Genomic DNA, 26,206 nt, shown 5'->3' on the forward strand with positions numbered 1-26,206 from the left:
CCGGCGGGTGATATCGACGCGTGCGCTTCGTTGGCGTGCTTTGCATAGTGTCCACTAATCTCCTTGGTGGACACTATCGTTGCGGGTCACGCGTTTGATCTCAAGATGACTTCACCGGACGCATACGGCTCTCACCGGCCTTGACGGCGCCCTGTGCCTGGATCGCCCCGCCCGACTTCACACCCCAGCCAGCCTCCAGGTGCATGCCGCATGCGATGTCGTCGCCCGTCCAGATACCTTGGCCGGCGCGCAGGCTGTCGGCGCCCTCCAGGCGCCCGCCCACGCGCACGCTCTTGCCGCACTGCACGGCGCCTTGCGCGATCAGCTCCTGCCCCACCACGATGTGGCCGCCGACCTCCAGTTTGTCACCGCAGATCAGGTCCCAGCCAGCGCGCAGGTCGTCGGCGCACGTCAGGGCCTGTTGCACCTCGATGCCCCAGTCGGCCCGCACGTCGCCGCCCGAACTCAGGCGCCCCTCGCAGCGGATGCCGCCGCCCACCCGGATGCCTTCACCGGCCACGATCTCTTCGCCCGCACGGATGCCGCCGCCGGCGCGGATCATGCGACCGGCCCGCAGCACGGTGTTCACCTCGATGTGGCCACGCACCTCCAGCGTGCCCGAGAACACGATGGCCTCGGCCTCGAGGGCGTCCACCGTCAGCACGGCATCGGTGGGGCCGAACTGGTCGAGCAGCCAGCAGGCATCGCCCACGCGGCCGGCCTGCACCAGGGTGTCCAGGGCCTCCTGGTAGCTGGTGCCGTCTTCAATGTGGCGCACGAACCAGCGAAAGCCGTTGGCGCAGGGATTCTTGGCGCGCAAAAAGCGCTTGGTGAACTCCATCGCCGCAGCGGGGTTCGGGGCGGGCAGCGTGGCGGGCTTCGTCGACATGACGCATCTCCATCAAGGCGGCCTCAGGCATCCACAGGGAGCCGGGGGTCGCGATCGCGCTGAGCAGGGGCCCGGCGATGATGGTGTGCGCAAAAAAGTGGGGGGTTATCGCCGGGCCGGGGAATGTGCAACCGGCTTGTGTCGCCAGTGCCCATCCGCAAACAGCCCCGTCCCACAAGGCAGGCACGCACCCGCGAACGCCACCGAACGGGCGTCGCGCAGCAGGCTGCAGGGATCAAGGGCCAGGCAATGAGGCATGGGGCAATGTTAACAAAGCCCCGCCGCGCTGTCCGGCGTGGGGCTTCCGCAGGGCGCCAGCGGGCCGGCTCAGCGGCTTGTCAGTGGCGCGTCAGCAGGGGCGAGGTGCCCAGGCCCCAGAAGGCCAGCGGCTCCTGGCTCAGGTAGTACGAACCGGTGCGCGCGGGCAAGTCGTAGCGGCGCGGCGGCTTGGCGGCGCGCTCGTACAGCGGCATCACCTGGGGCATGGCCGCTTCCATCTCCTGGATGCGGGTGCCGCTGGCCGGGTGGGTAGAGAGCCATTGCGGTGGCGCGCCGTTGGAGGCGGCGGCCATCTTCTTCCACAGGCTGATGCCCGCGCGCGGGTCGTAGCCGGCGCGGGCAGCGAGCTCCATGCCGACCAGATCGGCCTCGGACTCGTTGGCGCGGCTGAACTTGAGCGTCAGCAGCTGCCCCCCCATGTTGAGCAGGGTGTCGCCCGTGCTGCCCAGGCCCAGCAGACTGGAGATCAGGCTGGCGCCGATCTGCGTGGCCGAGGTCTTGCCCATGCGCTCACGGGCGTGTTCGCGCAGGGCGTGGGCCATTTCGTGGCCCATGATCATCGCGGCTTCGTCGTCGGTGAGCTTGAGCTTTTCCAGAATGCCGGTGTAGAACGCGATCTTGCCGCCCGGCATGCAAAAGGCGTTGAGCTCTTTCGAGTTGAGCGCCATCACCTGCCACTGCCATTGACGGGCGCGGCTGTTCCATTCCAGCGTGTACGGGATGATGCGCTGCGCGATCGCCTTCAGGCGCACCACCTGCGGGTGATTGTCGGGCAGCAGGGCGTTCTGTGCCTTGGCCTGCGCAGCCATTTGGGTGTATTGCTGCTGCGCGGCCGCCTCCACCTGGTCGGCGGGCACCAGGCGGGCAAAGCCGGAATGCTGCTTGCTCACGTCCACGCCTTCGCGGGCCAGCGCCCAGGGGCTGACCAGCGCCAGCGACACCACGCCCAGCGACAGCAGGCGACGGGAGGTTTCACGCAGGGCAAGGGCAGAACGGTTCATGGCACGCATCGGATCAAAAGCAGGCGGTGGACACACAGACCTTAACGCGTCTCGTCGCGGCTGAGCATACGCCGGACCGCGGGCAGCAACAAATAAGCCGGGAAAGACAGCCAGAAGGTGAGGAAAAAGAAGGACGCGTAGCCCATCTGCTCCACGCCCAGGCCCCCCGCCCAGCCCGCCACGGCCCGCGAGAACGCGAAGATGGACGAGAGGATGGCGTACTCGGTGGTGGCGCGGGCCTTGCTGGTGATGCCCATCAAGAAGGCCAGGAAGGCCCCGGTGCCCAGGCCACCGGTGAAGCTCTCCAGGCCGCTGGCCGCGTAAACCACCGCTTGATAGTGAACACTCACTTGCATACCAGGCTCGGTGGGTGGGACGTACCAGGCTGCCAGCGCATAGCCCAGATTGGACAAGGCCTGCCACAGGCCCAGCACCCACAGGCCCTTGAAGATGCCCACGCGGTCCACATAGGCCCCGCCGATCAGCCCCCCCAGGATCGACAGTCCCAGCCCCACGTTGACGCTGACCAGCCCGATCTGGGCGGGCGTGAAACCGGCATCCACCCAGAAGGGCTTGACCATGAAGCCCATGGCCGCGTCCCCCAGCTTGAAGGTGAGGATGAAGACCAGCACGGCGAGCATGCCGGGGCGGGCCAGCAGGTCCACCCAGGCACCGAACACCGGGCCTTCGGACATGACATGCGCCTGCGGCCCCCGCGCCGCGCGCACCATCAGGATGGCGCCGACAAACATCAGGCCCACGGGCACCGCGCCCTTGAACCACCAGGTGCCACTGATGGCCAGCACCCAGGCCCAGTCGAGCGCCTTGCCCACCGGGCCCAGCACCGGCCACAGCAAGCCGGCCAGCAAGAGGCCCAGCGCCACCAGCCACAGCGGTTGCGCCCGCACCGCCGCCCATTCGCGCGACGAGGCTCCCTCGACGCGGGCCGCGCGCGACGGTTGCGGTGGCGCCGTCAGGATCACCATGGCGTTGAGCAGCATCAGCATCGCGCCCATGCCGTAGGCCGCCGCCCAGTTGGGCTGCCCTGGCGTGCCCGACCAGCCCGCCACCACCAGCAGCGCCCCAGCGGCCAGCATGCCCACCCGGTAAAAGCCGATGCGCAGGCCATTGGCCACGCCGTACTGCCCCTTGGACAGCAACTCGATCGTGTAGCCATCGGTGGCGATGTCATTGGTCGCCGACAAGAAGGTGAAGGCCGCCAGCAGCACCCAGGGCCAAGTCGCGCCCTGCCCCAGCGCCTGCGGGCTCATCGCCAGCGTGGCCAGCACGAGCGCCATGCCCACATTGGCTCCGGCAATCCACAGGCGGTGCCCGCGCCAGGCGTCCACCAGCGGCGCCCACAAAAACTTCACCGTCCACGCCAGGCCCAGCAGGCTCAGCAGCCCGATCTCGGCCGGCCCCACGCCCGCCTGGCGCATGTGCACCGGGAACAGGTCGTAAAAAATGCCCAGCGGCAGCCCCTCCGAGAAGTACAGGAGGGCCACCCAGAACATCAGACGGCGGGTCACAGGCACGCGCGCCTGGTCAGGGGAAGGTGAGGACATGCGTCGATTGTAGGAAACCCCCGTGAACGTCTGTGTCGCGGCCCTGCGGACACGGGGCGTTCTCGGCTACGCTTCGGTGCCATGTCTGCCCTGAAATTCGCCGCCAACCTGTCCTGGCTGTACGCCGAGCTGCCCTTCCTCGACCGCTTTGCCGCCGCCGCCCGCGATGGCTTCACCGGCGTCGAGTGCATGTTGCTGCACGACCAACCCATCGCCGAGGTGCAGGCCCGCCTGAGCGACCTGAACCTGGAGCTGGTGCTGTTCAACGCCGAGCCCGGTGACTGGGCCCAGGGCGAGCGTGGCCTGGCCAGCCTGCCCGGGCGCCAGGCAGACTTCCAGCGCGTGGTGCGCGAAGCCCTGGTGCGCGCCGTGGCGCTGGGCTGCCCTCGCATCCACATCATGGCCGGCCTGCCGCCCTTGGGCACGCCCGAAGAGCGCGCCGACGCCTGGGTGCGCTTCGAGCTGAACCTGCGCTGGGCGGTCGAGCAGGCGCAGGCTCACGGTCGCGTCCTGGTGATCGAGCCCATCAACCCGCGCGACATGCCCGGCTACCTGCTCACCCATCAGGCCGCCGCCCACGCACTGGTGCAGCGCATCGGTTCGCCGCACCTGCAGGTGCAGATGGACCTGTACCACTGCCAGATCGTCGAAGGCGATGTGACCCATCGTCTGCGCCAGTGGCTGCCCACCGGTCAGGTCGGCCACCTGCAGATTGCCGCCGTGCCCGACCGGGGCGAACCCGACGACGGCGAGCTGGCCTGGTCCTGGGTGTTCGACGAGCTGCAGCGCCTGAACTGGTCCGGCTGGATCGGTTGCGAGTACCGCCCGCGCACCAGCACCTCGGCCGGTCTGGCCTGGTTGCGCCGCCTGCGCGCCACCGGACAGGCCCTTTGATTACGCCTCCCCTGCGCTCACGAAAGCCCATCCATGCCCCATCGCATCCCCACCACCGTCCGCACCCGTGACGGCCTGGACCTGCGCCTGCACCACTGGCCGCTGCCGCCCGACGTGCGCGGCCGCGGGGTGGCCCTGATCGTGCACGGTCTGGGCGAACACGCGGGGCGCTACGCCCATGTCGCCGCCCACCTCAACCGCCAGGGCTGGAGCGTGGTCAGCTATGACCACCGCGGGCACGGCCAATCCCCTGGCGCCCGCGGGGTGCTCAAGCAGGACGACGACCTGTTGCACGATCTGGCCAGCGCCATCGATCTGGTGCGCGTGGGCTACCCCGGCCAGCGCCTGCTGCTGATCGGGCACAGCCTGGGGGGTGCGGTGGCCGCGCGCTTCGTGGCCGCCCAGACCGAGCCCTCCGAGCCCGCCCCCTGGTCCCGCCCGGTGGAAGCGCTGGTGCTGTCCTCCCCCGCGCTGGCCATCCCGCTGAGCGCGGTGCAGAAAGTGCTGCTCCACACCGTGGCGCGCCTCACGCCCAATCTGGCCGTGGGCAATGGCCTCCAACCCGAGTGGGTGTGCCACAACCCGGCCACCGTGGCCGCCTACATCGCCGACCCGCTGGTGCACGACCGCATCAGCGGCCGCCTCAGCCACTTCCTGCTCGATGCCGGCGCCGTGGTGCGCCAACGCACCGCTGCCTGGCGCACCCCCACCCTCATCATGTGGGGCGAAGACGACCGCTGCGTGGACCCGGCCGGCTCGGCTGCCTTTGCCGCCGGCGCACCCCAGGCCTGCGTGAGCGCGCGCCCCTGGCCCGGCCTCGCCCACGAAATCTTCAACGAAGTGGAACAAGATCAGGTGCTGCAGGCCCTGAGCGACTGGCTGGCGCGTGTTTTTGCGGGATGATCGCGGTCTTTGCGTCTTTTCCGCTCCTGACAGGTTCCCGCCATGGCCATCAAAGCCACGATCTACAAAGCCCAGCTCAACCTGGCCGACATGGACCGCAACGTCTATGTCGACACCAACATCACCATCGCCCGCCATCCCTCCGAGTCGGACGAGCGCATGATGATCCGCGTGCTGGCCCTGGCTCTGGGCTGGCCCGCCGACACCTCCGAAGGCACGATCGAGCTGGCCAAGGACATGTGGGAGCCCGACGAGCCCGCGCTCTGGCAGAAGAACTACTCCGACGAGATCCTGCACTGGGTGGAAGTGGGCCAGCCCGATGACAAGCGCCTGATGAAGGCCGCCGGCCGCGCCCGGCAGGTCAGCCTCTACGCCTTCCAGAGCAGCACACCCATCTGGTGGAGCGGCATTGCCACCAAGCTCACCCGCGCGCAGAACCTGACCGTGTGGCAGATTCCGACCGAGCAGAGCCAGGCGCTGGCCGAACTGGCGCAGCGCGGCATGCAGTTGCAGGTCACCGTGCAGGACGGCACGCTGTGGATCAACGACGGGGTGCACGACAGCGTTGAAATCACCCCCCTCAAGCTGATGGGCCGGGACGCCTGAGCGGACGGGGTCGAAGGCCCCGGGGGAAGATCGTGCGACATTGCACACCCCGCCCCAGTCCAGGCGTACGCCTGCGGGTATCTGCCTTTGACGGCAGCGGCTTTCATGGCAGAGACTCGGGACACGCTCCCCCCGCTTCTGACCCCATGGCTTCCTGGATCAACACCACCTCGCTGGCGGCTAAGCTGCGCGCCACCACCATCGGCACCGTGCTGGTGGTGATCGGCATCACCGGCTTCCTGCTCTACAACCAGTACCAGCTCAGCCTGGACGACCGCCGACAGGGCATGCGTGACCAGGTCAACAGCGCCATCGCCGTCTTGACCTGGCTGCAAAAAGAGGTGGAGCAGCAGCACCTGCACCCCGAACAGGCGCGCACGCAGGCGGCCAACGTCCTGCGACAGCTGCGCAATGGCGAAGACGGCTACCTCTTCGTGCTGAGCCAGGATGTGCGCATGGTCATGCACGCCGACCAGCCCAAGCTGGACGGCCAGGACATGGCCCCCGTGAAAGATGCCGACGGCAAACCCCTGTTCAACGACCTGGTGGGGGTCGGCTCCCAGCCCGGTGGCGGCGTGCATCACTACAGCTGGAAGCGCCCCAGCACCGGCCAGCCGGCCATCAAGGAAACCTATCTCGCCCCCTTCGCTCCGTGGGGCTGGGTGATCGGCTCGGGCGTGTACCTGGAAGACCTGCAGACCCTCTACGCCCGGCGCGCCCTGCTCTACCTGCCCATCTCCCTGGCCGGCGCCGCCTTGCTCTGGTTCGTCATGCACAGCATGAGCGTGTCCATCACCACCCGCCTGAGTCGCGCACGCGACCTCACCAACGCCATTGCCCAGGGTGACATCAGCCAGTCGATCCAGTGGCGAGTGAAGGACGAAATTGGCGAGGTGATGGCCGCGCTGCAGGCCATGGCCGACGGCCTGAACCGCACCGTGGGCCAGGTGCGCGGCAGCGTGGACAACATGGCGACCGCCAGCCAGGAAGTCGCTACCGGCAGCCAGGACCTGAGCCAACGCACCGAACAGACCGCCGCACGCCTGCAAGAAACCCACTCCTCGGTGGGCATGCTGCACCACGCGGTGCAAGAAAACACCGAAGCCTCACGCGCGGCCAACCAGATGGCGTCCTCGGCGCGCGACAACGCGGTGCGCGGTCACGAGGTGGTCAGCCAGGTGGTGAGCACCATGGATGACATCCAGACCAGCTCGCGCAAGATCGGCGACATCATCGGGGTGATCGACGGCATCGCCTTCCAGACCAACATCCTGGCGCTGAACGCTGCGGTGGAAGCCGCCCGTGCCGGCGAGCAAGGCCGTGGCTTTGCCGTGGTGGCCAGCGAGGTGCGCACCCTGGCCGGGCGCAGCGCCGAGGCCGCGCGCGAGATCAAGAGCCTGATCGCTGCGTCCACCGAGCGGGTCGAGTCCGGCTCACGTCTGGTGCAAGAGGCGGGCACCGCCATGCAGGCCATCCTGGCCAGCGTCGAGCAGGTCGATCAGACCATTGCCCGCATCGCCGATGGCGCCTCGGAGCAGGCCCGCGACATCGGCCTGGTCAACGAGGCCGTGTCTCACCTGGATGCGATGACGCAGCAGAACGCCGCGCTGGTCGAGGAATCGGCGGCGGCAGCAGCCAGCCTGCAGGAGCAAACCGCGCGCCTGACCGAAGCCGTGAGCTGGTTCAAGCTCCGCGCTTGACGGACAGCCCGCAGCGCGGGCCCGCCTCCGCACCGGGGCCGCTCACGCGGCCCCTTGCTTTTCCCGGCGGGCTCAGCCCTTGGCCAGCACGGCCGCAAAAGCCTCGGCCACGCGGTCGACGTTGTTGGCGTTCAAGCCGGCCGCACACATGCGGCCCGAGCGCAGCACGTACACGCCATGCTCGGTGCGCAGGGCTTCGGCCTGCTCGGGGCTCACGCCGGTGTAGCTGAACATGCCGCGCTGGTCGATGAAGTAGCGCACATCGCGGCCCGGCAGCTTCGCCACCACGCCGTCGTACAGGCGCTGGCGCATGATCTTGATGCGTTCGCGCATGGCCGTCAGCTCATTGGCCCACTGCTGCCGCAGGGCGGGCGTCTGCAGCACGGTGGCCACCAGCACGCTGCCGTGGGTGGGCGGGCTGGAGTAGTTGCGGCGCACGGCCGACATCAGCTGGCCGATCACCAGATTGGCCTGGGCCTTGTCCGGGCAGACCACGCTCAAGCCGCCCACACGCTCGCCGTACAGCGAGAAGCTCTTGGAGAAGGAGTTGGCCACGAAGAAGCTCACGCCCGCGTCCGCCAGCGCGCGCAGCGCGAACGCGTCCTCGTCGATGCCGTCGCCAAAGCCCTGGTAGGCAATGTCCAGGTAGGGCAGCAGCTGGCGAGCTTGGATGACTTCGATCAACTGGGTCCACTGCGCGGTGTTCAGGTCCACGCCAGTGGGGTTGTGGCAACAGGCGTGCAGCAGCACGATGCTTTGCGCCGGCAGCGCCTCGATGGCGGCCAGCATGGCGTCGAACTTCAGGCCCTTGGTGGCGGGGTCGTAGTAGGGGTAGGTGTTGACCTGGAAGCCCGCACCTTCAAAGATGGCCTTGTGGTTGTCCCAAGTCGGATCGCTCACCCACACCTGCGAGCCAGGGAAGTAGCGCTTCAGAAAGTCCGCACCCACTTTCAGGCCGCCCGAGCCACCCAGGGTCTGGATGGTGGCGATGCAGCCGCTGGTCACGGCCTCATGCTGGGCGCCGAACAGCAGCTCCTGCACGGCCTGGCGGTAGGCGGGGTTGCCGGTCATCGGCAGGTAGGGCTTGGGGCCGATGTGGCTCAGCAGCTCGGTCTCGGCGGCGCGCACGGCGTTCATCACCGGCAGGCGGCCTTCCTCGTCGAAGTAGATGCCGATGCTGAGGTTGATCTTGCCCTGACGCGGGTCTTTCTGGAAGTCCTCGTTGAGGGTGAGGATGGGGTCGCCAGGGTAGGCGTCAACGTGACGGAACATGGGTGGGTCTCCTATGGGATGCCCTCAATTATCGGCTGCCCGGACAACCCGAAAACGTGCCAGGTTTCCCGGGTTGTGGGATAGTGAGCGCCATCCCAAGAACACGACCCCACCAAGGAACACACCATGAAGACACGTGCCGCCGTGGCCTGGAAAGCAGGCGCTCCGCTGACCATTGAAACGCTCGACCTCGAAGGCCCGCGCGAAGGCGAGGTGCTGGTCGAAATCAAGGCCACCGGCATCTGCCACACCGACTACTACACCCTCTCGGGCGCCGACCCGGAAGGCCTGTTCCCCGCCATCCTGGGCCATGAAGGCGCCGGCGTGGTGGTGGACGTGGGCCCGGGCGTGAAGTCGCTGCGCAAGAACGACCATGTCATCCCGCTCTACACGCCGGAATGCCGCGAATGCAAGTTCTGCCTGAGCCGCAAGACCAACCTGTGCCAGAAGATCCGCAGCACGCAGGGCAAGGGCCTGATGCCCGATGGCAGCTCGCGCTTCTCGCTCAACGGCCAGCCCATCCTGCATTACATGGGCACGTCCACCTTCTCGAACTACATCGTGGTGCCCGAGATCGCGCTGGCCAAGGTGCGTGAAGACGCCCCCTTCGAGACCATCTGCTACATCGGCTGCGGCGTGACCACCGGCGTGGGTGCCGTCCTGTTCACGGCCAAGGTGGAAGCCGGCGCCAACGTCGTCGTGTTCGGCCTGGGCGGCATCGGCCTGAACGTGATCCAGGGCGCCAAGATGGTGGGCGCCGACAAGATCATCGGCGTGGACCTGAACCCCGAGCGCGAGGCCATGGGCCGGGCGTTTGGCATGACCCACTTCCTGAACCCGAAGGACATCGCGGCCGCCGGCGGCAACATCGTCGATGCCATCGTGCAGCTGACCGATGGCGGCGCCGACTACAGCTTCGAGTGCATCGGCAACACCACCACGATGCGCCAGGCCCTGGAGTGCACGCACAAGGGCTGGGGCCGCTCCATCATCATCGGCGTGGCCGAGGCCGGGGCCGAAATCTCCACCCGCCCCTTCCAGCTGGTGACCGGCCGCAAGTGGGAAGGCTCGGCCTTCGGTGGCGCGCGCGGCCGCACCGACGTGCCCAAGATCGTGGACTGGTACATGGACGGCAAGCTCAAGATCGACGAGCTGATCACGCACAAGCTCAAGCTGGAGCAGATCAACGAAGGCTTTGACTTGATGAAGCGCGGCGAGTCGATCCGCTCCATCGTCGTGTACTGATCGGGAGGCCAGGCATGAGCACGCTGGAACTGCTGTCCGAGCACGCCTGCTTTGGCGGGGTGCAACGCTTTTACCGCCACGCCTCGGGCGCCATCGGCCTGCCGATGCAGTTTGGCGTGTTCCTGCCGCCGCAGGCGCTGCAAGGTGGGGCCAAGGTGCCCGTGCTGTTCTACCTGGCTGGCCTGACCTGCACGGAAGAAACCTTTGCGATCAAGGCTGGCGCGCAGCAGCATGCGGCGCGACTGGGCTTGGCCATCGTCACACCCGACACCAGCCCGCGGGGCACCGAGGTGCCGGGGCAGTCGGACAGCTGGGACTTTGGCGTGGGCGCCGGCTTCTATCTGGACGCCACCCAGCGCCCCTGGTCCGCGGCATGGCAGATGGAGACCTACATCACCGAGGAGCTGCACACCCTGGTGGGCAAGCACCTGCCGGTGGACCTGAGCCGCGCCGGCATCTTCGGCCATTCGATGGGCGGGCACGGCGCCCTGACCCTGGCCTTGCGCCATCCGGGTCAGTACCGCACGGTGTCGGCCTTTGCGCCCATTGCGCACCCCACCCGTTGCCCCTGGGGCGAAAAGGCCTTCAGTGGCTACCTGGGGGACGACCGCGATGCGTGGGCCGAGCACGATGCCACCGCGCTGATGAGCCGGGCCACCTCAGCGCCCTACCCGCAAGGCATCCTGATCGACCAGGGCCTGGCCGACAAATTCCTGCCCACCCAACTGCACCCGCAGGCCTTTGAAGAGGCGTGCGCGCAGGTGGGCCAGCCGGTGGCGGTACGCCGCCACGAGGGCTACGACCACGGCTACTACTTCATCCAGAGTTTTGTGGCCGACCACCTGGCGCATCACGCGCAGGGTCTGATCGGCTGAAGCAGAACGGGCCGGACCCAGCTGGCCCGCGCGCCCTGCCGAGGCCTCAGGCCGCCGGAGCGGCGTCCGAGGGCTCGGGCGCCTGCGCTTCGGGCTGGTCGTCGTCGGGCTGCGGGCTGACTTGCCCGCCCTCGGCCTTGCGTTGGGCCTTTTCGGCCTTCTTTTTCTTCTTTTCCAGCTCGCGCTGACGTTTTTCGAACGAATAGTTGGGTTTAGGTGGCACGCGGCACTTTCAATGGTGAATCCGCACACGATATCCCACTTGCGCCGAATCACCAACCTGATCTGCCCCTGACTGGCACCTGATCGGCACCCGATGAGGCCCCGATTGGCCTTCTTCAGGACAGCGCCACCCGCTTGACCACCCCGTGCGCCGGGCGCCAGATGCGGCGCATCAGCCCATGCGCCAGGCTCAGGTAGGCCAGCAGCACGGTGAGCACGATGGGCCAGTACGACCAGGGCAGTGCCACCAACCCCAGCGCCCCGGCCAGTGGCGAATACGGCAGCATCACGCCCACCGCGCACACCCCCAGGGTCGTGGCCGTCAAGGGCCAGCTGGCGCGGCTTTGCACCCCTGGCACGCGCGCCGTGCGCAAGACGTGGATCACCAGCGCCTGCGACAACAGCGACTCGACAAACCAGCCGGTGTGAAACAGCGCCGCCTGTGCCGGCGTCTGCGCGCTGAAGCCGTAGAACATCACCGCAAAGACCACATAGTCGAATACCGAGCTGAGCGGCCCCATCCAGAACATGAAGCGCGCGATCTGGCCCATCTCCCAGCGCCGGGGCTGGCGCAGCTCCTCGGGGTCCACACGATCGGTCGGGATGGCCGACTGCGACAGGTCGTACAGCAGGTTGTTGGTGAGCACCTGGATGGGTGCCATCGGCAGAAACGGCAGCCAGGCGCTCGCCCCCAGCACGCTGAACATGTTACCGAAGTTGGAACTCGCTCCCATGCGGATGTACTTGAGCAGGTTGGCGAACACCCGCCGCCCCTCGCGCACCCCGGCGTCCAGCACCATCAGGCTCTTTTCCAGCAAGATCAGGTCGGCCGACTCCTTGGCAATGTCCACCGCCGTGTCCACCGAGATGCCGACGTCGGCCGCCTTCAGCGCGGGCCCGTCATTGATGCCGTCACCCATGTAGCCCACCACATGGCCGTGGGCCCGCAGCGCCGTGATCACACGCGCCTTCTGCGTGGGCGAGAGCTTGGCAAACACCTGCGTGCCGTGCACGGCCTCCTGCAGTTCCCGGTCGGACAGCGGCTCGACCTCATGGCCCAGCATCACCCGCTCGACGCTCAAGCCCACCTGCTGGCACACCTTGCGCGTCACCACCTCGTTGTCACCGGTCAGGATCTTGACGACCACGCCATGGCGCCGCAGCGCCGCCAGTGCCGGTTGCGCCGACTCCTTGGGCGGGTCCAGAAAGGCCACATAGCCCAGCAGGATCAGGTCGGACTCGTCGGCCACCGACATCGTGTGCGTTTCAGCCGTGAGCGGCCGATAGGCGATGGCGATCACCCGAAAGCCGTCTTCGTTCAAGGCCCGCGCCGCGGCCTGGATCGCCGGCAGGTGGCTGTCGTCCAGTTGCACGCGCTGCCCACCGAAGTCGCCCTCGCGGCACACGCTGAACACCTCTTCCACCGCGCCCTTGCAGATCAGCAGGCGCTCCTCGCCGCGCTGCACCACCACCGACATGCGTCGGCGCTGGAAGTCAAACGGGATCTCGTCGATCTTCTGGTACAGCCCCTCCTCGTGCAGCTTGGCATGCACCTCGGCGTACTGGAGCACGGCCACGTCGAGCTGGTTCTTCAGGCCCGACTGGTAATAGCTGTTGAGGTAGGCAAAGTCCAGCACCCGGTCGCTGGGCTCGCCGTCCAGGCCCACATACCGCTCCAGGATGATGCGGTCCTGGGTGAGCGTGCCGGTCTTGTCGGTGCACAACACGTCCATCGCCCCGAAGTTCTGGATCGCGTCCAGGCGCTTGACGATCACCTGCTTGCGCGAGAGCGCCAGCGCGCCTTTGGCCAGGTTCATCGTCACCAGCATGGGCAGCATCTCGGGGGTCAGGCCCACGGCCACCGCGCTGGCAAACAGCAGCGCCTCCAGCCAGTCACCCTTGGTCAGCCCGTTGATCAGGAACACCAGGGGCACCATCACTGCCATGAAGCGCAGCATCAGCCACGTGAAGCGGTTGAGGCCCAGCGCAAAACTGCTGGGCGCCTCGGCGTCCGTCATCGACTGGGCGATGCCGCCGAACACGGCCCGCGCGCCGGTGTGCACCACCACCGCCGTGGCCGTACCGCTGGCCACATGCGTGCCCATGAAGGCGATGTTGCGCAAGGCCAGCGTGTCGGTGCCTGGGGCCTCGACCAGCGGGTACTTTTCCACCGGCAGGGACTCGCCCGTCAGGGCCGACTCGTTGACGAAAAAGTCGCGGGCCGACAGCAGGCGCACATCGGCCGGCACCAGATCGCCCGCCGACAGGTGCACCACGTCACCGGGCACCAGCTGCGCCATCGGCAGCTCCTGCGTGCCGGCCTGGGGCGGCACGCCTGCACCGCTGCGCCGCCACACCGAGGCGGTCGTGTGCACCATCGCGCGCAAGGCCTGCGCGGCTCGACCGGAGCGATGCTCCTGTACCCAGCCCAGCGTGATGCTCAGCAGTACCATCAGCGCGATGATGACGGCCGACTGCACATTGCCGGTGAACACCGACACCAGCGCCAGCGCCAGCAACAAAAAGTTGAGCGGGTTGAGCAGCCGCTGCAGAAACTGGCGCCAGGCTCCCGCGCCCGGGGCCGCGAGCACCTCATTGGGCCCGAGGCGTGCCAAGCGCTCGGCCGCCTCGGCGTCGCTCAGGCCCAGCGGCGAACTGGCGAGCGCACGCAGGCCGTCTTCGAGCGACTGCGCAGCCAAGGCATCCAGCGCCTGGCGTGCGGCCTCCTGCGTCTCATGCGGTGTGCTCATGAGCGCCAGCATGACACAGGGGGGCGGCCGCACCAAGTCCGGCGCGCCCGCCTACAACTCACCCTCCGAGGGGGCGTCTCACGACGATGCGCTCAGCTGATCGCCAGGCGCTTGCCGCCCGCCACAGTCTTCTTGGGCAAGGTCAGCTCCAGCACGCCGTCCTTGAAGGTGGCCGAGGCCGCCGCTTCGTCGATGTCGTGGGCCAGCTGGAAGCTGCGCGACACCTGGCCAAAGTAACGCTCCGAACGCAGCACGCGCTCGCCTTCCTTGACTTCCTTCTCCTGCCGCACCTCGGCACTGATCGACACCTGATTGCCGTCGATCTCTACCTGGATGTCTTCCTTCTTCACGCCGGGGATCTCGGCGTGCACCTCGTAAGACTTGTCCTGCTCCTTGACGTCCATCTTGATCTGCTGGGGTGCCAGGTCAGACGGCAGGTCCATCGGCTTGACAAAAAAACCGCGAAACAGTTCGTCAACCGGGTTGGTGTAACGGGTCAGTTTGCTCATGGTGTCCTCCTGTCGAAGTGGGTGTGACGAGCCCCAGATGTGTGGGGTCGCGCCCATTTTCAAGAGGACCTCGTCCCAGAGCAAGCCCTCTTTGTGCCGAGGGTCTGACCCGGATCAACCCCTCACTCAGGCGGAGGCGGCCAGCGCCTTCTCGATGTCGTCAATGAGGGATTTGGGCGCATCGGTCGGGGCATAACGGCCCAGAACCTGGCCATCGCGCCCGATCAGGAACTTGGTGAAATTCCACTTGATGGATTTGGTGCCCAGGATGCCGGGCGCCTCTTTGACCAACCACTGGTACAGCGGGTGGGCCTGCGGGCCATTGACATCGACCTTGGCCATCATCGGGAAGCTCACGCCGTAGTTGAGCTGGCAGAACGAGGCGATGTCCTCGTTGGCGCCAGGGTCCTGCCCGCCGAACTGGTTGCATGGAAAGCCCAGCACAGCCAAGCCCTTCGGGCCGTGGCTCTGCCACAGCTTCTCCAGGCCCTCGAACTGCGGCGTGAAGCCGCACTTGCTGGCCGTGTTGACGATCAGCAGCACCTGGCCCCGGTACTGGTCGAGCTTGACCGTCTGGCCGGTGATGGTTTGCGCCTCGAAATCGTAGACCGTACTCATGTGTCGTCATCCATCCATTTTTGACAAGAGATGTCAGGTTCACAGAAAGTCGAAATCCGACTGGGGCACAGGGGATTCACCGTCCCCCTCAGGGAGGACCCATGTGGTCACGGCTGTCCGAAACGCCTAGACTGCCACACAGATGGTGACGCCGGCACACGAATCGGCCACCCCACACACACAGGCAGACCGAGGAGCCCCTCATGCACGACGCCGACACCCGTCCCTCCGATCTCTCGACGGACACGGAAACGTCCTCTCGACGCACCGCAGCCGGACGCCGCCCCTTGCCGGCCGGCATCTCCGAGCAGCTCAGCGACGAGGCCCCGCGCCTGCTCGACGAGCTGCATGTGCGCGACGACACCCTGGCGCAACAGGCCCAGCTGGTCCGCCAGCTGCAAGCCGCGCTGCAGCGCGCGCAGAGCACCAACCAGGAGCTCGCCCTGATCGCCGACCGCGTCAGCGACGCCATCCTGATCTGCGACATGCAGCGCTGCATCACCTGGGTGAACCCGGCCTTCACGCGCCTGACCGGCTTCACCCTCACCGAGTGCCACGGCCAGCAGCCCGAAGAGCTGCTCAGCGGCCCCCACACCGACTCGGCCACCATCACCCACATCAACCAGGCCCTGGCCCAGGGCGACAGCATCGAGCGTCTGGAGGTCTGGCATCACCGCAAGGACGGCGAGCCCTTCTGGGTGGCGCGCTCGGTGCAGCGCGTGGTCGGGGCCGAAGGCCAGGTCAGCCACCACATCGAGGTGCTCAGCGACCTCTCTGACCGGCGCCGCGCCGAGACCGAACACGCCCGCCGCCTCGAAGCCGAAGTGGCCCTGGCCAACAAGGCCGAGTTCCTCTCGCGCATGAGCCACAGCATGCGCTCCTCGCTCAACGCCATCCTGGGCTTCACCCAGCTGCTCGACATGAGCGTGGACGGCCTGCTGCCCGAGACCCAGCGCCGCCAGGTCGGTCACATCCACACCGCCGGCCAGCAGCTGCTGGGTATGCTCGACCAGGCCCTGGAGTACGCCCGACTCGAGAGCCGTCCGCTGAACCTGCGTCCGCAGCGCATCGAGCTGTCGGTACTGCTGCGCGACATCCGCAACGAGCTCGAGGGCGAGGCCCTGGCGCACGACATCAATGTGCTGATCGACGGTCCGGCCCTGACCCTGTGGGCCGACCCGCAGCACACCCGCGCCATCTTGCTCAACCTGGTGCGCAATGCCATCAAGTTCAGCCCCAGTGGTGCCTCGGTCTGGCTGCAGTCGCGCCCGGCGCCCAACGAGCGCGTGGCCCTCATCGAGGTGCGCGACCAGGGCTTCGGCATCGAGCCCGGCGATCAGGAACGCATCTTCCAGCCCTTTGTCCAGCTCGACACCGTCAACGGGCGCAGCCACGGCAATGGCCTGGGGCTGGCCGTCTCGCAGCGCCTGGCCGAACTGATGCACGGCCGCATCGACGTGACCAGCACCCTCGGTCGCGGCAGCGTCTTCACCTTGCGCCTGCCCATGGCCGAAAGCGCCGCCGCCACGCACACACCGGGCACCTCGCACCCGGAGCCCGCCGTGATGCTGCCGCCGCTGCGCGTGGTCCACATCGAAGACAACGCGCTCAACCGCAGCCTGGTCGAGGCCCTGTTTGCGGCCTACCCGCAGGTGCGCCTGCATTCAGCCGAAACCGCCGCCGAGGGCCAGGCCAGCATCGAGCGCCTGCATCCCGACGTGGCCCTGGTCGACATCAACCTGCCCGATGGCAGCGGCCTGGACCTGTGCCGACGCGTGCGCGCCAACCCCACGCTCAAGCAGTTGCCTTTGATTGCGCTGAGTGCCGACGCCCTGCCCGAGCACATCGCCCGCGCGCTGCAGACCGGCTTCAACCACTACCTGGTCAAGCCATTGCAGATCCAGCGTCTGCTCTCCATCCTGGCGACGCTGCCCAGCACGCAGGCGGCCCCACCCCAGACCTGAGACCTGAGACCTGAAGCCGACTTGCTGCCGCCGGAGTTGGGGGTCAGCTGGTCGGTGGGCGCAGCCGCAGATTCGTCCAGCGCAGCAGGTCCTGCCACATCTTGCGCATCTCGGCTTCCTGCGGGGTGCGCAGGGCGCTGGGCAACTCGATGGTGACGACCGGCACCTTCTTGTGCACGCCGCCATAGTTGCCCAGGCTGCCCGGAAAGATGCCCACCTGGTCCAGCACCAGGCTGCCCAGCTTCTTGGGCGCCACCACCGGGCCGTCGTAGTCGAGCACACCATAGGGGGCATGCACGGCCACGATCAGGTGAGGTTGCCAGCGCTCCATCTCGTCGTGCAGCCAGCGGGTTTCCGGCTCGGACAAGGGCTGGTGCCCGGGAAAACGGCGCGGGTCCTTGCTGGTGCGGTGCTGCCAGTAGCGCGGCGCTTCCTTGTCCCACTTCGGCGTGGGGAAGTTGCGGTTCAGGTCCACCCCATTGGCATTGGTGCGTGTGGGGCGGGCCTTGAGCATACCGTCGGGGTTCATCAGCGGCACGAAGCGCCAGTGGATGTTGGCGGGCGCGTCCTGCGCGGCGCCAATCCAGTGCAGCACCAGCGAGGTCGAGGACAGCTCATCGCCATGCACGCCCCCCACCACCAGCACGCGCAGGGCGGCGTTCGGGGCCACCACGTCGCGGGTCAGCAGGTTGTGGCCCTGCACCGAACGGGCGGGGCCGGGCTGCAGTTGCGCCAAATCGCACAGAGCTGGCGTCACATTGGGCAGCTTGCGCACCATGAGCTCGCAAAAGCGTGCGTGAGACTGGATTGGCGCGCCAAGGCGCACCGCCTCACGCGCGGGACCGGATGCGGGGGCGGGAGCCGCGACGGCGGCCGACATCAGCGCACTGAGGCCCAACAGCCCAGCAAATGAACGAAAAGCAAGCATGATGGCCGATGATACCGGCATCACGCCGCCCACGCCATGCGTGGCGTTCAGCGCGCCAGGGCCTTCAAGGCCTGCTTGATACCGTCGCTGACCGACACATCGGGCGGCAGCGCCTTGAGGGCCAGCTGGGCCTCCTTGTCGGAGTAGCCCAGGGCGACCAAGGCCTGGAGGATATCGGTCTGCGCGTCGCTGACCGCGCTCCAGTCGGGGGTGGCCAGCACCGGCGCCATCTTGCCCTTGAGCTCGAGCAGCAGGCGCTCGGCGGTCTTCTTGCCAATGCCCGGCACCTTGACCAGGCGGCTGGCGTCCTGCGCCGACACGGCCTGGGCCAGCTCGTCGGTGTTCAGGCCCGAGAGCAGCGCCAGCGCGATGCGCGGCCCCACGCCACTGATCTTGATCAGCTCGCGAAACGACGCCCGCTCGGTGGGCGTGAGAAAGCCATAGAGCAGCTGCGCGTCTTCGCGCACGATGAACTGGGTCAGCAGCGTGACCTTGGCACCGAGTTCGGGCAGGTTGTAGAAGGTGCTCATGGGCACCTGCACTTCGTAGCCGACGCCGTTGACGTCCACCAGCACAAAGGGGGGTGCTTTTTCAGACAGCACCCCGGTCAGTCGAGAGATCATCGCAGCAGTTTAGCGGCGGAACAGGCCCAGACGCTGCGCTTCCAGCGCCGCTTCGGCCCGCGACGACACATTGAGCTTGCGGTAGATCTGCTTGACATAGTCGGCAATGGTGTGACGCGACAGATTGAGCTGCACGCCGATTTCGGGCAGCGTGAAGCCCTTGGCCACGCGCAGCAGCACCTCGTTTTCGCGGTCGGTCAGCTGCACGTGCGGCGTCACGTTGTCGGGCTCGCGCATGGGTTGCTGGCGGGCCTGGGCGGTGAAGTACTGGATCACGCGGCGGGCGATGGACGGCGACAGCGGCGGCTCGCCCTGGCTGATGCGCTGCAGCTGCTCGGAGAGCTGCTCGCGCGACTGCTCCTTGAGCAGGTAGCCAAACGCCCCAGCTTGCAGCGCGGGGAAGAGGTGATCGTCGTCTTCGTGGATGGTCACCACCACCGACTGGGCTTCGGGCTGCTTCTCGCGCAGCGCCTGCACCACCTCCACGCCCGAGCCATCGGGCAGGCCCAGGTCCAGCAGGGCCACATCGAAGCGCACGGCGTTGACCAACTCCAGCGCGTCGTGGATGCGAGATGCCTCGCTGATCTGGGCATCCGGGAACACCTGCAAGGCCAGGGCCTTGAGCCAGGCGCGGATCTCGGGCAGATCTTCGAGGAGCAGAATTTGCTTCATGGTGGTGTGACCTCTCTCTACGGATGGAACGGGCGCGCTCAATGGCTGCGCACGTGATCGACCATGTGCGGCGTCAGGGCCTGCCCCGGCTGCTGCATGGTGGCGACTTCAAGGGGCAGGGTCAGGCGGATCAGGGTCCCGAAACCGGGGCCGGACTCCACCAGACACTGTCCACTGAGCTGTTTGGCGCGGTGCTTCATGCTGGTCATGCCGTGACCGCGGTCGGTGCGGTCGTCGAGCTCCAGCGCAATGCCCTTGCCGTTGTCCTGGATGACCAGCACGAAGTCGTGCAGGTCCAGGTGCACCTCGGCCGACACGACGACGTGCGAGGCCCCACTGTGCTTGATGACGTTGCTGACCGCCTCGCGCAAGATGCGCGTGGTCTGCACATAGGTGCGCGAAGACAGGGGCTCTTCGATGATGTCATGGGGGTTGCGCCACTCGCACTCGATGCCCGCCTGCCCCAGGCGTGCAACCACCTCGGCGCGCCAGTCGGCCAGCGCGTCAGACAGCACCATGGGCCGCCCGGTCAGGCCGCGCACCGACAGGCGCATCTCTTCGAGCGCCTCGCGCGCCAGGGTCGAGATGCGGTCGTTGTTGCTGGTGTGAACGATGGTGAGCAGCTTGGCGCCCAGGTCGTCGTGCAGGTCGGAGGCGATGCGCTTGCGCTCCTTCTCGGCCACCTGCTCGGCACGCAGCTCGGCGATTTGGTTGAAGTTGCGCTCCATCTCGGCCGTGACCTCCTTGACGCGCTGCTCCAGCTTGGCCTTGGCGCCTTGCGCCGCCTGCAGAGCCTTGGCATACACCTGCATCAGGCGGATGGCCACCGCGGCGTACAGCAGCGGCATCACGAAGTGGGTGACGTGCACGCCCCAGAGCTTGATCCAGCCCGCCTGGTAGGACAACTCGATGCCCAGCACGGCCACGACCACGCCCATGATCACCGACATCAACCAGAACTCGGGGCGACGCTTCTTGCCGGCCGCCCACAGAAAGTAGCCAATGCCCGCGCAGATCTCGATGGCAAAGACGGGATACCAGAGCCCCACGCCCTCGAAGATGCGATCAAAGCCCAGCCACACCAGGGTCAGGGGCACCAGCGCGCACTGCACCCACAGCCAGGCACGCACCCGCCACATCCACACGGCGCTGATCATGGGCTGCAGGCGCGCCCCGGCATAGCAGAGCACGAACTGCACCGAACAGCCCACCAGCGGGGCAAACATCATGGCGATCAACACCTCGACCGTGGCATTGGGCGCATCCAGCTCGGTCAGCCAAAAGCGTGCCGTGGCCAGGGCCCAGCCGGTGGTCAAGAGGCCGAAGTAGGCCAGGTAATCGAGGCGACGGATCCAGGCCAGACCCAGCGCGAACAGGCCCATCACGGCCAGGACGCCGCCCAACACGCCGCCCAGCGTCGAGGTCCAGAACTCCTGCTCTGCGTGCAGCTCTCGGATGTCGGCGAGCGCGCCGAGGCGCACCGAGGCGAGCCCCCCGGCACGCTGGCGGGCCGCCACCTGCTCGAGCGGATAGCCCACCACCTTGAGGTCGAGCACATTGCCCTGCGCCTTCAGCAGACCCACGGGCAGGGTGACCACGTGGGAGCGATAGCAATGGCGGGCATAGGGCTCGCTCATGCGACCGCCCCGGTAGAGGACCTCGCCATTGAGGCGCACCTCGACGTTGGAGCAGGCCCGCTCGATGTAGATGGCGCGCAGGCCATCGCCACCCACGTCACGGATGGGCGCATCAAGCTGAAAGCGATACCAGATGCCGCCCTGGTAACCCGGGTGATTGATGGCCCATTCGTCGGGCAGGGACAGCGTCCGTCCGCCCGCGCCCTCGGGAAAGCGCGGCGTGTCGCTGGCCACCACCCAGGCCTGGCCGAGCGTCACAACGCCCGCGCCCGCCGGGTTGCCGGCACCGGGATGGCTCAGGCGCACCGCCTCGCGGTTGAGCAGCAGCAGGCCCCAGCCCACCGACCCGGCCAGCAGCAGCCCCATGAACAAGGCCATCCAGAACAGCCGCCGCGAGACGCCGCCGCTGCGATCGGGCGCGGGCTCGCTGCCCCCCTCCTCGGCGGTGCTCCACTCCTGACGGAAACGGCGGGCCCACGATTGCCACCCGCGATACGACATGCTCAAAACGACTCCTGCTCCGGCACGCGATCCGTGCACGACAAAGTTCGATTGATTTTCGCAAGAGATGTCGTGCATTGACGCGCACGGCAAGCGACAATTTGCCTGCTTTCGCTCAATACAGGCCTCCATGCAACTGCGCCACAGCTTTTCACCCCCGGATAATTCCCGACTTGCACATCTGTGCGGTTCGTTGGATGAACATCTGCGCACCATCGAAGCGGCCTTCAATGTGACGCTGAGCCGGCGCGGCGAACACTTCCGCATCGAGGGCGCGCGCGGCGTGCCCCAGCAGGTCGTGGAGCTGCTCGAATCGCTGTATGCGCAAAGCGCGCGGCCCATCAGTGCCGAGATGGTGCAGCTCGCCATCACCTCCGTGTTGGCGGCCAAGCAGCGCGCACTGCAACCCAAGCGCGGCCGCAGCAGCGACGAGGCCCCGCCCCTGCCCGACGAAGCCCCGGACGGCCCTACCCTGCACACGCGCCGCGCCGACCTGCAGGGCCGCACGCCCAACCAGGTCACCTACCTGCGCCAGGTGCTGAGCAACGACCTGACCTTCGGCATCGGCCCGGCCGGCACCGGCAAGACCTTCCTGGCCGTGGCCTGCGCGGTGGATGCGCTCGAGCGCAGCAGCGTGCAGCGCATCATCCTGACGCGTCCGGCGGTGGAAGCCGGCGAACGCCTGGGCTTCCTGCCCGGCGACCTCACGCAAAAGGTCGACCCCTACCTGCGCCCGCTGTACGACGCGCTGTATGACCTGATGGGTTTTGACCGCGTCACCAAGGCCTTTGAAAAGGGCCTGATCGAGATCGCCCCGCTGGCCTTCATGCGCGGCCGCACCCTGAACCACGCCTTCATCATCCTCGACGAAGCGCAGAACACCACGCCCGAGCAGATGAAGATGTTCCTCACCCGCATCGGCTTTGGCTCGCGCGCGGTGGTGACCGGCGACATCAGCCAGATCGACCTGCCGCGTGGCGCACGCAGCGGTCTGATCGAGGCCGAACGCATCCTCAAGCGCGTCAAGGGCGTGGCCTTCACCCGCTTCACCTCGGCCGACGTGGTGCGCCACCCGCTGGTGCAGCGCATCGTCGAGGCTTACGATGCCGCCCAGGCCAACGAGCCCGAGGCCCCGCGCGGCAACCGTCCCGGCCGCCCCACGGAGCGCCTGCGCGACACCGATCACCCCGCGGCCGATGATGGCCCCGACGCCGACCTGCCCACCCAATGAAACCGACCCTGAGCCTGAGCCTGCAATTCGCTGACAAGCGCCACCGCGACCAACTGCCGCGCCACAAGGTGGCCCGCTGGCTGAAAGCCGCGCTGGAAAGCGACGCCGAACTGACCGTGCGCATCGTGGACGCGGAAGAGGGTCAGGCCCTCAACCGCGACTACCGCCAGAAGGACTACGCCACCAATGTGCTGACCTTCGACTACACCCAGGAGCCGGTGGTCATGGCCGACCTGATCCTGTGCGCGCCCGTGGTCGAGCGCGAAGCGCAGGAGCAGAACAAGGATCTGGTGGCGCACTACGCCCACATGCTGGTGCACGGTGCCCTGCACGCGCAGGGCTGGGATCACCTGGAAGACGACGAAGCCCAGGCCATGGAGCAGCGCGAGCGCGAGATCATGGCCGCGCTGGGCTTTGACGATCCTTACGCGACGAACTGAGCGGGCGGCGCCTCCCCCAGAAGGCCACAACCCGAGGGCAGACCGCCGTTCGCCGACGCTCAGGCGGCTTTCAAGCCGCTGAGAAAGCCCGTGGTGCCACCCTCGTGCAGGCAGCGCGGCTTCCAAGCGCCCACGCGCTTGGCGATCTCGGCAATGTGATCGGGCGTGGTGCCGCAGCAGCCCCCGGCAATGTTCAAAAAGCCCGCCTTGGCGAACTCTTCGACCAGGCCGCCCGTGATCTCGGGCGTTTCGTCGAAGCCGGTGTCGCTCATCGGGTTGGGCAGGCCGGCGTTGGGGTAGCAGCTGATGTAGGTGTCCCCGGCGATCTTGGCCAGCTCTTCGATGTAGGGGCGCATCAGCGTGGCGCCCAGCGCGCAGTTCAGGCCGATGGCAATCGGGTGAGCATGGCGCACCGAGTGCCAGAAGGCGCTCACGGTCTGACCCGACAGGATGCGACCCGAGGCGTCGGTCACGGTGCCCGAGATGATGATGGGCAGGCGCTCGCCGGTGTCCTCGAACAGCTCGTCGAGCGCGAAGATGGCGGCCTTGGCATTGAGCGTGTCGAAAATCGTTTCGACCAGGAACACGTCGCAGCCGCCTTCCATCAGGGCCTTGGCCTGCTCGTAATAGGCCTGGCGCAGCGTATCGAAATCGACGTTGCGGGCACCGGCGTCGTTCACGTCCGGGCTGATGCTGGCCGTCTTGGGGGTCGGACCAATGGCGCCGGCCACGAAGCGGGGCTTGTCGGGCGTGCTGTACTTGTCACAGCATTCGCGCGCCAGCTTGGCGGCGGCGAGGTTCATCTCGTAGGCCAGCTCGGGCAGCTCGTAGTCGTCCTGGGCCACGGTGGTGGCACCGAAGGTGTTGGTCTCGATCAGGTCGGCGCCGGCGGCCAGGTACTGCTCGTGGATCTCGCGGATCACCTCGGGCTTGGTCAGCTGCAGCAGCTCGTTGTTGCCCTTGAGGTCCTTGGGGTGGTCGGCAAAGCGGGTGCCCCGGTAGTCGGCTTCCGTCAGCTTGTAGCGCTGGATCATGGTGCCCATGGCGCCGTCGAGCACGACGATGCGCTCGCGCATGATCTGGGGCAACTGGGCCGCACGGGTGTAGGGCCGACGCTCGACCGGAGGCAAAACAGGGGCGGCGTCAGTGCGGGCAGCAGGGGAAGCAGAGGCGTTCATGCGCCCATTTTAGAGTTTGCCTGCGTGTTGCGCCCGCCCCATGTGCATCCCCCTGCGGAAAGCTTATAAAGCGAGGATGCACACCGATCTGGACAAGCCCGCCCAAGGCTGGCGGCGCACGCTCTACACCGTCATTTACGAGTCGGACACGCCCGCCGGCCGGCGCTTCGACCGGATCCTGATCTGGACCATCCTGATCAGCGTGCTGGCCGTCATCCTCGACAGCGTGGCCAGCATCGCCCAGGCCCACGGGCCGCTGCTGCACGTGCTGGAGTGGGGTTTCACCCTCGTCTTCACGGTCGAGTACGTGCTGCGCCTGGCCTGCACCGAGCGGCCGCGCAAGTACGCGCTGAGCTTTTTCGGCATCATCGACCTGCTGTCCATCCTGCCGTCCTACCTGGCGCTGATCGAGCCGGGCGCCCTGTTCTTCCTGGACGTGCGCATCCTGCGTCTGATGCGGGTGTTCCGCGTGTTCAAGCTCACCGGCTTTGTCTCGGAGTACACCATCCTGGGCATGGCGCTGCTGGCGAGCCGGCGCAAGATCATGGTCTTCATGTCCTTCGTACTGATGATCTCGCTGCTGATGGCCACCGCCATGTACGTGTTCGAAGGGCCCGCACACGGTTTCACCAGCATCCCCACCGCGATGTACTGGGCCATCACGACGATGACGACCGTGGGCTTTGGCGACCTCACGCCCAAGACCGACATCGGCCGCCTGATTTCCTCGTTCGTGATGCTGATGGGCTGGAGCGTGTTGGCCGTGCCCACGGGCATCGTCACCGCCGAACTCACGGCCAAGCGCCGCCAGGCCGCCATCGGTGCGCCGTTGAACCCGACGCCCAGCCAGTTCTCGGACCTGAGCTGTCCGCGCTGCGATGCCATCGACCAGCACCCGCAAGGGCGCTACTGCTGGCGGTGCGGGGCCGATCTGCTGGGCCGATGAGGTCGGTGAGCGCGTCGGTGCACAGCTAGCGCTTGACGGCGCGCAGCAGGGGCTCCATCCCCAAATCCGACCAGTTGGTGAGCGCCGCGTCATCGGCCACGCCACGGTCGATCGGCGCGTCCTGCGCCACCGGCGCCGCCCCCCGCACCACGTGCGCCAGGGGCACGGCCCCACGTTGCCCCAGCCACGGCAGCAGGTCCTGGGCTGGCATGGGTCGGGCAAACAGATAGCCCTGCAACTCGTCGCACTGCAGGCGGGTGAGGATAGCCGCCTGCGCCGGGGTCTCGACCCCCTCGCCCACCACCTTCAGGCCCAGGGCATGGGCCAGGCGCACCACGGCCTCGACGATGGCCTGGGCGTCTCGGCTGACCTCCAGGTCGCCAATGAAGCTCCGGTCGATCTTGAGCTGGCGGGCAGGCAGGCGGCGCAGGTAGCTCAGACTGGAGTAGCCCGTGCCGAAGTCGTCGATCGACAGCTGCACGCCGATGTCGTCGAGCAAGTCGAACACACGCATCGAGGCCTCGATGTCGTCCATGGCCACCGATTCGGTGATCTCCAGGATCAGCATGGCCGGCGGCACGCGGTGACGCAGCAGGGCCTCACGCACGCGCTGCCCCAGATCGGGTTGGCGCAGTTGGTGGGCGGACAGGTTCACCCCCACGGGCACATCCACCCCGGCCTCGTGCCACAGGCGCACCTGGCGGCAGGCCGCCTCCAGCACCCACAGGCCCAGCTCCCCGATCAGGCCAAAGCGTTCT

General features: G+C 67.4%; 24 protein-coding genes. 10 read left to right on the forward strand and 14 right to left on the reverse strand.

Annotation, left to right across the window (positions count from 1 at the left end):
- Positions 1-100: 100 nt before the first annotated feature.
- The 3 genes from RBT42_RS14750 to RBT42_RS14760 form a co-directional block, all read right to left on the reverse strand.
- On the reverse strand, positions 101-889 hold the full coding sequence (locus RBT42_RS14750) for a hypothetical protein (RefSeq protein ID WP_320366457.1): 789 nt from the start codon (positions 887-889) through the stop codon (positions 101-103).
- Between the two features lie 338 nt (positions 890-1,227).
- A complete protein-coding gene (locus RBT42_RS14755; protein ID WP_413785907.1) occupies positions 1,228-2,169 on the reverse strand; it encodes a M48 family metallopeptidase in 942 nt (313 codons plus the stop codon).
- Between the two features lie 41 nt (positions 2,170-2,210).
- The gene (locus tag RBT42_RS14760) at positions 2,211-3,734 is read right to left on the reverse strand and encodes an MFS transporter (RefSeq protein ID WP_320366461.1); all 1,524 of its coding nucleotides are present in this window, start codon (positions 3,732-3,734) and stop codon (positions 2,211-2,213) included.
- 81 nt (positions 3,735-3,815) lie between these two features.
- Here RBT42_RS14760 and otnI point away from each other — a divergent pair, with 81 nt between their 5' ends.
- From otnI to RBT42_RS14780, 4 genes are all read left to right on the forward strand, one after another.
- A complete protein-coding gene (gene otnI, locus RBT42_RS14765) occupies positions 3,816-4,628 on the forward strand; it encodes a 2-oxo-tetronate isomerase (RefSeq protein ID WP_320366463.1) in 813 nt (270 codons plus the stop codon).
- A 33-nt stretch (positions 4,629-4,661) separates the two neighbouring features.
- Positions 4,662-5,531, forward strand: a complete 870-nt coding sequence (locus RBT42_RS14770; protein ID WP_320366465.1) for an alpha/beta hydrolase — start codon at positions 4,662-4,664, stop codon at positions 5,529-5,531.
- Positions 5,532-5,573: 42 nt separating this feature from the next.
- On the forward strand, positions 5,574-6,137 hold the full coding sequence (locus RBT42_RS14775; RefSeq protein WP_320366467.1) for a YaeQ family protein: 564 nt from the start codon (positions 5,574-5,576) through the stop codon (positions 6,135-6,137).
- A gap of 146 nt (positions 6,138-6,283) precedes the next feature.
- Positions 6,284-7,837: a methyl-accepting chemotaxis protein gene (locus RBT42_RS14780; protein ID WP_320366470.1), complete on the forward strand. Its 1,554-nt coding sequence runs from the start codon at positions 6,284-6,286 to the stop codon at positions 7,835-7,837.
- 72 nt (positions 7,838-7,909) lie between these two features.
- Here the strand turns inward: RBT42_RS14780 and RBT42_RS14785 are convergent, their stop codons facing one another.
- Positions 7,910-9,109, reverse strand: a complete 1,200-nt coding sequence (locus RBT42_RS14785) for an amino acid aminotransferase (protein ID WP_320366472.1) — start codon at positions 9,107-9,109, stop codon at positions 7,910-7,912.
- A 126-nt stretch (positions 9,110-9,235) separates the two neighbouring features.
- Between RBT42_RS14785 and RBT42_RS14790 the strand changes: the two genes are divergently transcribed.
- Together RBT42_RS14790 and fghA are read left to right on the forward strand one after the other, a co-directional pair.
- Positions 9,236-10,354 (forward strand): S-(hydroxymethyl)glutathione dehydrogenase/class III alcohol dehydrogenase, encoded by a 1,119-nt coding sequence (locus RBT42_RS14790; RefSeq protein ID WP_320366474.1) that lies wholly within the window; start codon positions 9,236-9,238, stop codon positions 10,352-10,354.
- Positions 10,355-10,368: 14 nt separating this feature from the next.
- Positions 10,369-11,229: an S-formylglutathione hydrolase gene (gene fghA, locus RBT42_RS14795; RefSeq protein WP_320366476.1), complete on the forward strand. Its 861-nt coding sequence runs from the start codon at positions 10,369-10,371 to the stop codon at positions 11,227-11,229.
- Between the two features lie 46 nt (positions 11,230-11,275).
- Here fghA and RBT42_RS14800 read toward each other — a convergent pair whose 3' ends face one another.
- The 4 genes from RBT42_RS14800 to RBT42_RS14815 all read right to left on the reverse strand — a co-directional run bounded on the left by RBT42_RS14800 (position 11,276) and on the right by RBT42_RS14815 (position 15,328).
- On the reverse strand, positions 11,276-11,452 hold the full coding sequence (locus tag RBT42_RS14800; RefSeq protein ID WP_320366478.1) for a hypothetical protein: 177 nt from the start codon (positions 11,450-11,452) through the stop codon (positions 11,276-11,278).
- A 115-nt stretch (positions 11,453-11,567) separates the two neighbouring features.
- Positions 11,568-14,201, reverse strand: coding sequence for a magnesium-translocating P-type ATPase (gene mgtA / locus RBT42_RS14805; RefSeq protein ID WP_320366480.1), 2,634 nt, complete (start codon positions 14,199-14,201; stop codon positions 11,568-11,570).
- A 92-nt stretch (positions 14,202-14,293) separates the two neighbouring features.
- A complete protein-coding gene (locus RBT42_RS14810; protein WP_320366481.1) occupies positions 14,294-14,710 on the reverse strand; it encodes an Hsp20/alpha crystallin family protein in 417 nt (138 codons plus the stop codon).
- A gap of 126 nt (positions 14,711-14,836) precedes the next feature.
- Complete coding sequence (locus RBT42_RS14815; protein WP_320366482.1) at positions 14,837-15,328, reverse strand: glutathione peroxidase; 492 nt, start codon at positions 15,326-15,328, stop codon at positions 14,837-14,839.
- A gap of 203 nt (positions 15,329-15,531) precedes the next feature.
- Here RBT42_RS14815 and RBT42_RS14820 point away from each other — a divergent pair, with 203 nt between their 5' ends.
- Positions 15,532-17,292, forward strand: coding sequence for an ATP-binding protein (locus RBT42_RS14820; RefSeq protein ID WP_320366484.1), 1,761 nt, complete (start codon positions 15,532-15,534; stop codon positions 17,290-17,292).
- Between the two features lie 43 nt (positions 17,293-17,335).
- Here RBT42_RS14820 and RBT42_RS14825 read toward each other — a convergent pair whose 3' ends face one another.
- The 4 genes from RBT42_RS14825 to RBT42_RS14840 all read right to left on the reverse strand — a co-directional run bounded on the left by RBT42_RS14825 (position 17,336) and on the right by RBT42_RS14840 (position 21,653).
- Positions 17,336-18,172: a M14 family zinc carboxypeptidase gene (locus tag RBT42_RS14825; protein WP_320366486.1), complete on the reverse strand. Its 837-nt coding sequence runs from the start codon at positions 18,170-18,172 to the stop codon at positions 17,336-17,338.
- Positions 18,173-18,267: 95 nt separating this feature from the next.
- On the reverse strand, positions 18,268-18,843 hold the full coding sequence (ruvA, locus tag RBT42_RS14830) for a Holliday junction branch migration protein RuvA (RefSeq protein ID WP_320366488.1): 576 nt from the start codon (positions 18,841-18,843) through the stop codon (positions 18,268-18,270).
- 9 nt (positions 18,844-18,852) lie between these two features.
- Complete coding sequence (locus RBT42_RS14835; RefSeq protein WP_320366490.1) at positions 18,853-19,515, reverse strand: response regulator transcription factor; 663 nt, start codon at positions 19,513-19,515, stop codon at positions 18,853-18,855.
- Between the two features lie 38 nt (positions 19,516-19,553).
- A complete protein-coding gene (locus RBT42_RS14840; protein WP_320366492.1) occupies positions 19,554-21,653 on the reverse strand; it encodes an ATP-binding protein in 2,100 nt (699 codons plus the stop codon).
- A 130-nt stretch (positions 21,654-21,783) separates the two neighbouring features.
- Between RBT42_RS14840 and RBT42_RS14845 the strand changes: the two genes are divergently transcribed.
- A complete protein-coding gene (locus RBT42_RS14845; protein ID WP_320366493.1) occupies positions 21,784-22,884 on the forward strand; it encodes a PhoH family protein in 1,101 nt (366 codons plus the stop codon).
- Positions 22,881-23,324 (forward strand): rRNA maturation RNase YbeY, encoded by a 444-nt coding sequence (gene ybeY / locus RBT42_RS14850; protein ID WP_320366496.1) that lies wholly within the window; start codon positions 22,881-22,883, stop codon positions 23,322-23,324. The genes RBT42_RS14845 and ybeY overlap by 4 nt, the downstream gene beginning before the upstream one ends.
- A gap of 59 nt (positions 23,325-23,383) precedes the next feature.
- Here ybeY and RBT42_RS14855 read toward each other — a convergent pair whose 3' ends face one another.
- Positions 23,384-24,400 carry a homocysteine S-methyltransferase family protein gene (locus RBT42_RS14855; protein WP_320366502.1) on the reverse strand — a complete coding sequence of 339 codons (1,017 nt, stop codon included), beginning with the start codon at positions 24,398-24,400 and terminating at the stop codon, positions 23,384-23,386.
- Between the two features lie 178 nt (positions 24,401-24,578).
- On the opposite strand from RBT42_RS14855, the gene RBT42_RS14860 reads away from it, so the two are divergent.
- Positions 24,579-25,448, forward strand: a complete 870-nt coding sequence (locus RBT42_RS14860) for an ion transporter (RefSeq protein ID WP_320366498.1) — start codon at positions 24,579-24,581, stop codon at positions 25,446-25,448.
- Positions 25,449-25,473: 25 nt separating this feature from the next.
- Here RBT42_RS14860 and RBT42_RS14865 read toward each other — a convergent pair.
- Positions 25,474-26,206 (reverse strand): EAL domain-containing protein (locus tag RBT42_RS14865; protein ID WP_320366500.1); only part of this gene is annotated, 733 nt, incomplete at its 5' end.

The organism is Aquabacterium sp. (genome assembly GCF_034003525.1).
In the GTDB taxonomy this organism is placed as follows: domain Bacteria; phylum Pseudomonadota; class Gammaproteobacteria; order Burkholderiales; family Burkholderiaceae_C; genus Aquabacterium.

Bases quoted from the DNA above. Each gene is read 5' to 3' on its own strand.
- RBT42_RS14785 (WP_320366472.1), bottom strand. From the start codon at position 9,109: ATGTTCCGTCACGTTGACGCCTACCCTGGCGACCCCATCCTCACCCTC.
- RBT42_RS14770 (WP_320366465.1), top strand. From the start codon at position 4,662: ATGCCCCATCGCATCCCCACCACCGTCCGCACCCGTGACGGCCTGGAC.
- RBT42_RS14775 (WP_320366467.1), top strand. From the start codon at position 5,574: ATGGCCATCAAAGCCACGATCTACAAAGCCCAGCTCAACCTGGCCGAC.
- RBT42_RS14845 (WP_320366493.1), top strand. From the start codon at position 21,784: ATGCAACTGCGCCACAGCTTTTCACCCCCGGATAATTCCCGACTTGCA.
- ruvA (WP_320366488.1), bottom strand. From the start codon at position 18,843: ATGATCTCTCGACTGACCGGGGTGCTGTCTGAAAAAGCACCCCCCTTT.
- RBT42_RS14810 (WP_320366481.1), bottom strand. From the start codon at position 14,710: ATGAGCAAACTGACCCGTTACACCAACCCGGTTGACGAACTGTTTCGC.
- RBT42_RS14820 (WP_320366484.1), top strand. From the start codon at position 15,532: ATGCACGACGCCGACACCCGTCCCTCCGATCTCTCGACGGACACGGAA.
- mgtA (WP_320366480.1), bottom strand. From the start codon at position 14,201: ATGAGCACACCGCATGAGACGCAGGAGGCCGCACGCCAGGCGCTGGAT.
- RBT42_RS14750 (WP_320366457.1), bottom strand. From the start codon at position 889: ATGTCGACGAAGCCCGCCACGCTGCCCGCCCCGAACCCCGCTGCGGCG.
- RBT42_RS14855 (WP_320366502.1), bottom strand. From the start codon at position 24,400: ATGCGCGAGCGCATCGTCGTGCTCGACGGCGCCATGGGCACCATGATC.
- RBT42_RS14840 (WP_320366492.1), bottom strand. From the start codon at position 21,653: ATGTCGTATCGCGGGTGGCAATCGTGGGCCCGCCGTTTCCGTCAGGAG.
- RBT42_RS14780 (WP_320366470.1), top strand. From the start codon at position 6,284: ATGGCTTCCTGGATCAACACCACCTCGCTGGCGGCTAAGCTGCGCGCC.
- ybeY (WP_320366496.1), top strand. From the start codon at position 22,881: ATGAAACCGACCCTGAGCCTGAGCCTGCAATTCGCTGACAAGCGCCAC.
- RBT42_RS14790 (WP_320366474.1), top strand. From the start codon at position 9,236: ATGAAGACACGTGCCGCCGTGGCCTGGAAAGCAGGCGCTCCGCTGACC.
- RBT42_RS14760 (WP_320366461.1), bottom strand. From the start codon at position 3,734: ATGTCCTCACCTTCCCCTGACCAGGCGCGCGTGCCTGTGACCCGCCGT.
- fghA (WP_320366476.1), top strand. From the start codon at position 10,369: ATGAGCACGCTGGAACTGCTGTCCGAGCACGCCTGCTTTGGCGGGGTG.
- RBT42_RS14815 (WP_320366482.1), bottom strand. From the start codon at position 15,328: ATGAGTACGGTCTACGATTTCGAGGCGCAAACCATCACCGGCCAGACG.
- RBT42_RS14835 (WP_320366490.1), bottom strand. From the start codon at position 19,515: ATGAAGCAAATTCTGCTCCTCGAAGATCTGCCCGAGATCCGCGCCTGG.
- RBT42_RS14825 (WP_320366486.1), bottom strand. From the start codon at position 18,172: ATGTCGGCCGCCGTCGCGGCTCCCGCCCCCGCATCCGGTCCCGCGCGT.
- RBT42_RS14755 (WP_413785907.1), bottom strand. From the start codon at position 2,169: ATGAACCGTTCTGCCCTTGCCCTGCGTGAAACCTCCCGTCGCCTGCTG.
- otnI (WP_320366463.1), top strand. From the start codon at position 3,816: ATGTCTGCCCTGAAATTCGCCGCCAACCTGTCCTGGCTGTACGCCGAG.
- RBT42_RS14860 (WP_320366498.1), top strand. From the start codon at position 24,579: ATGCACACCGATCTGGACAAGCCCGCCCAAGGCTGGCGGCGCACGCTC.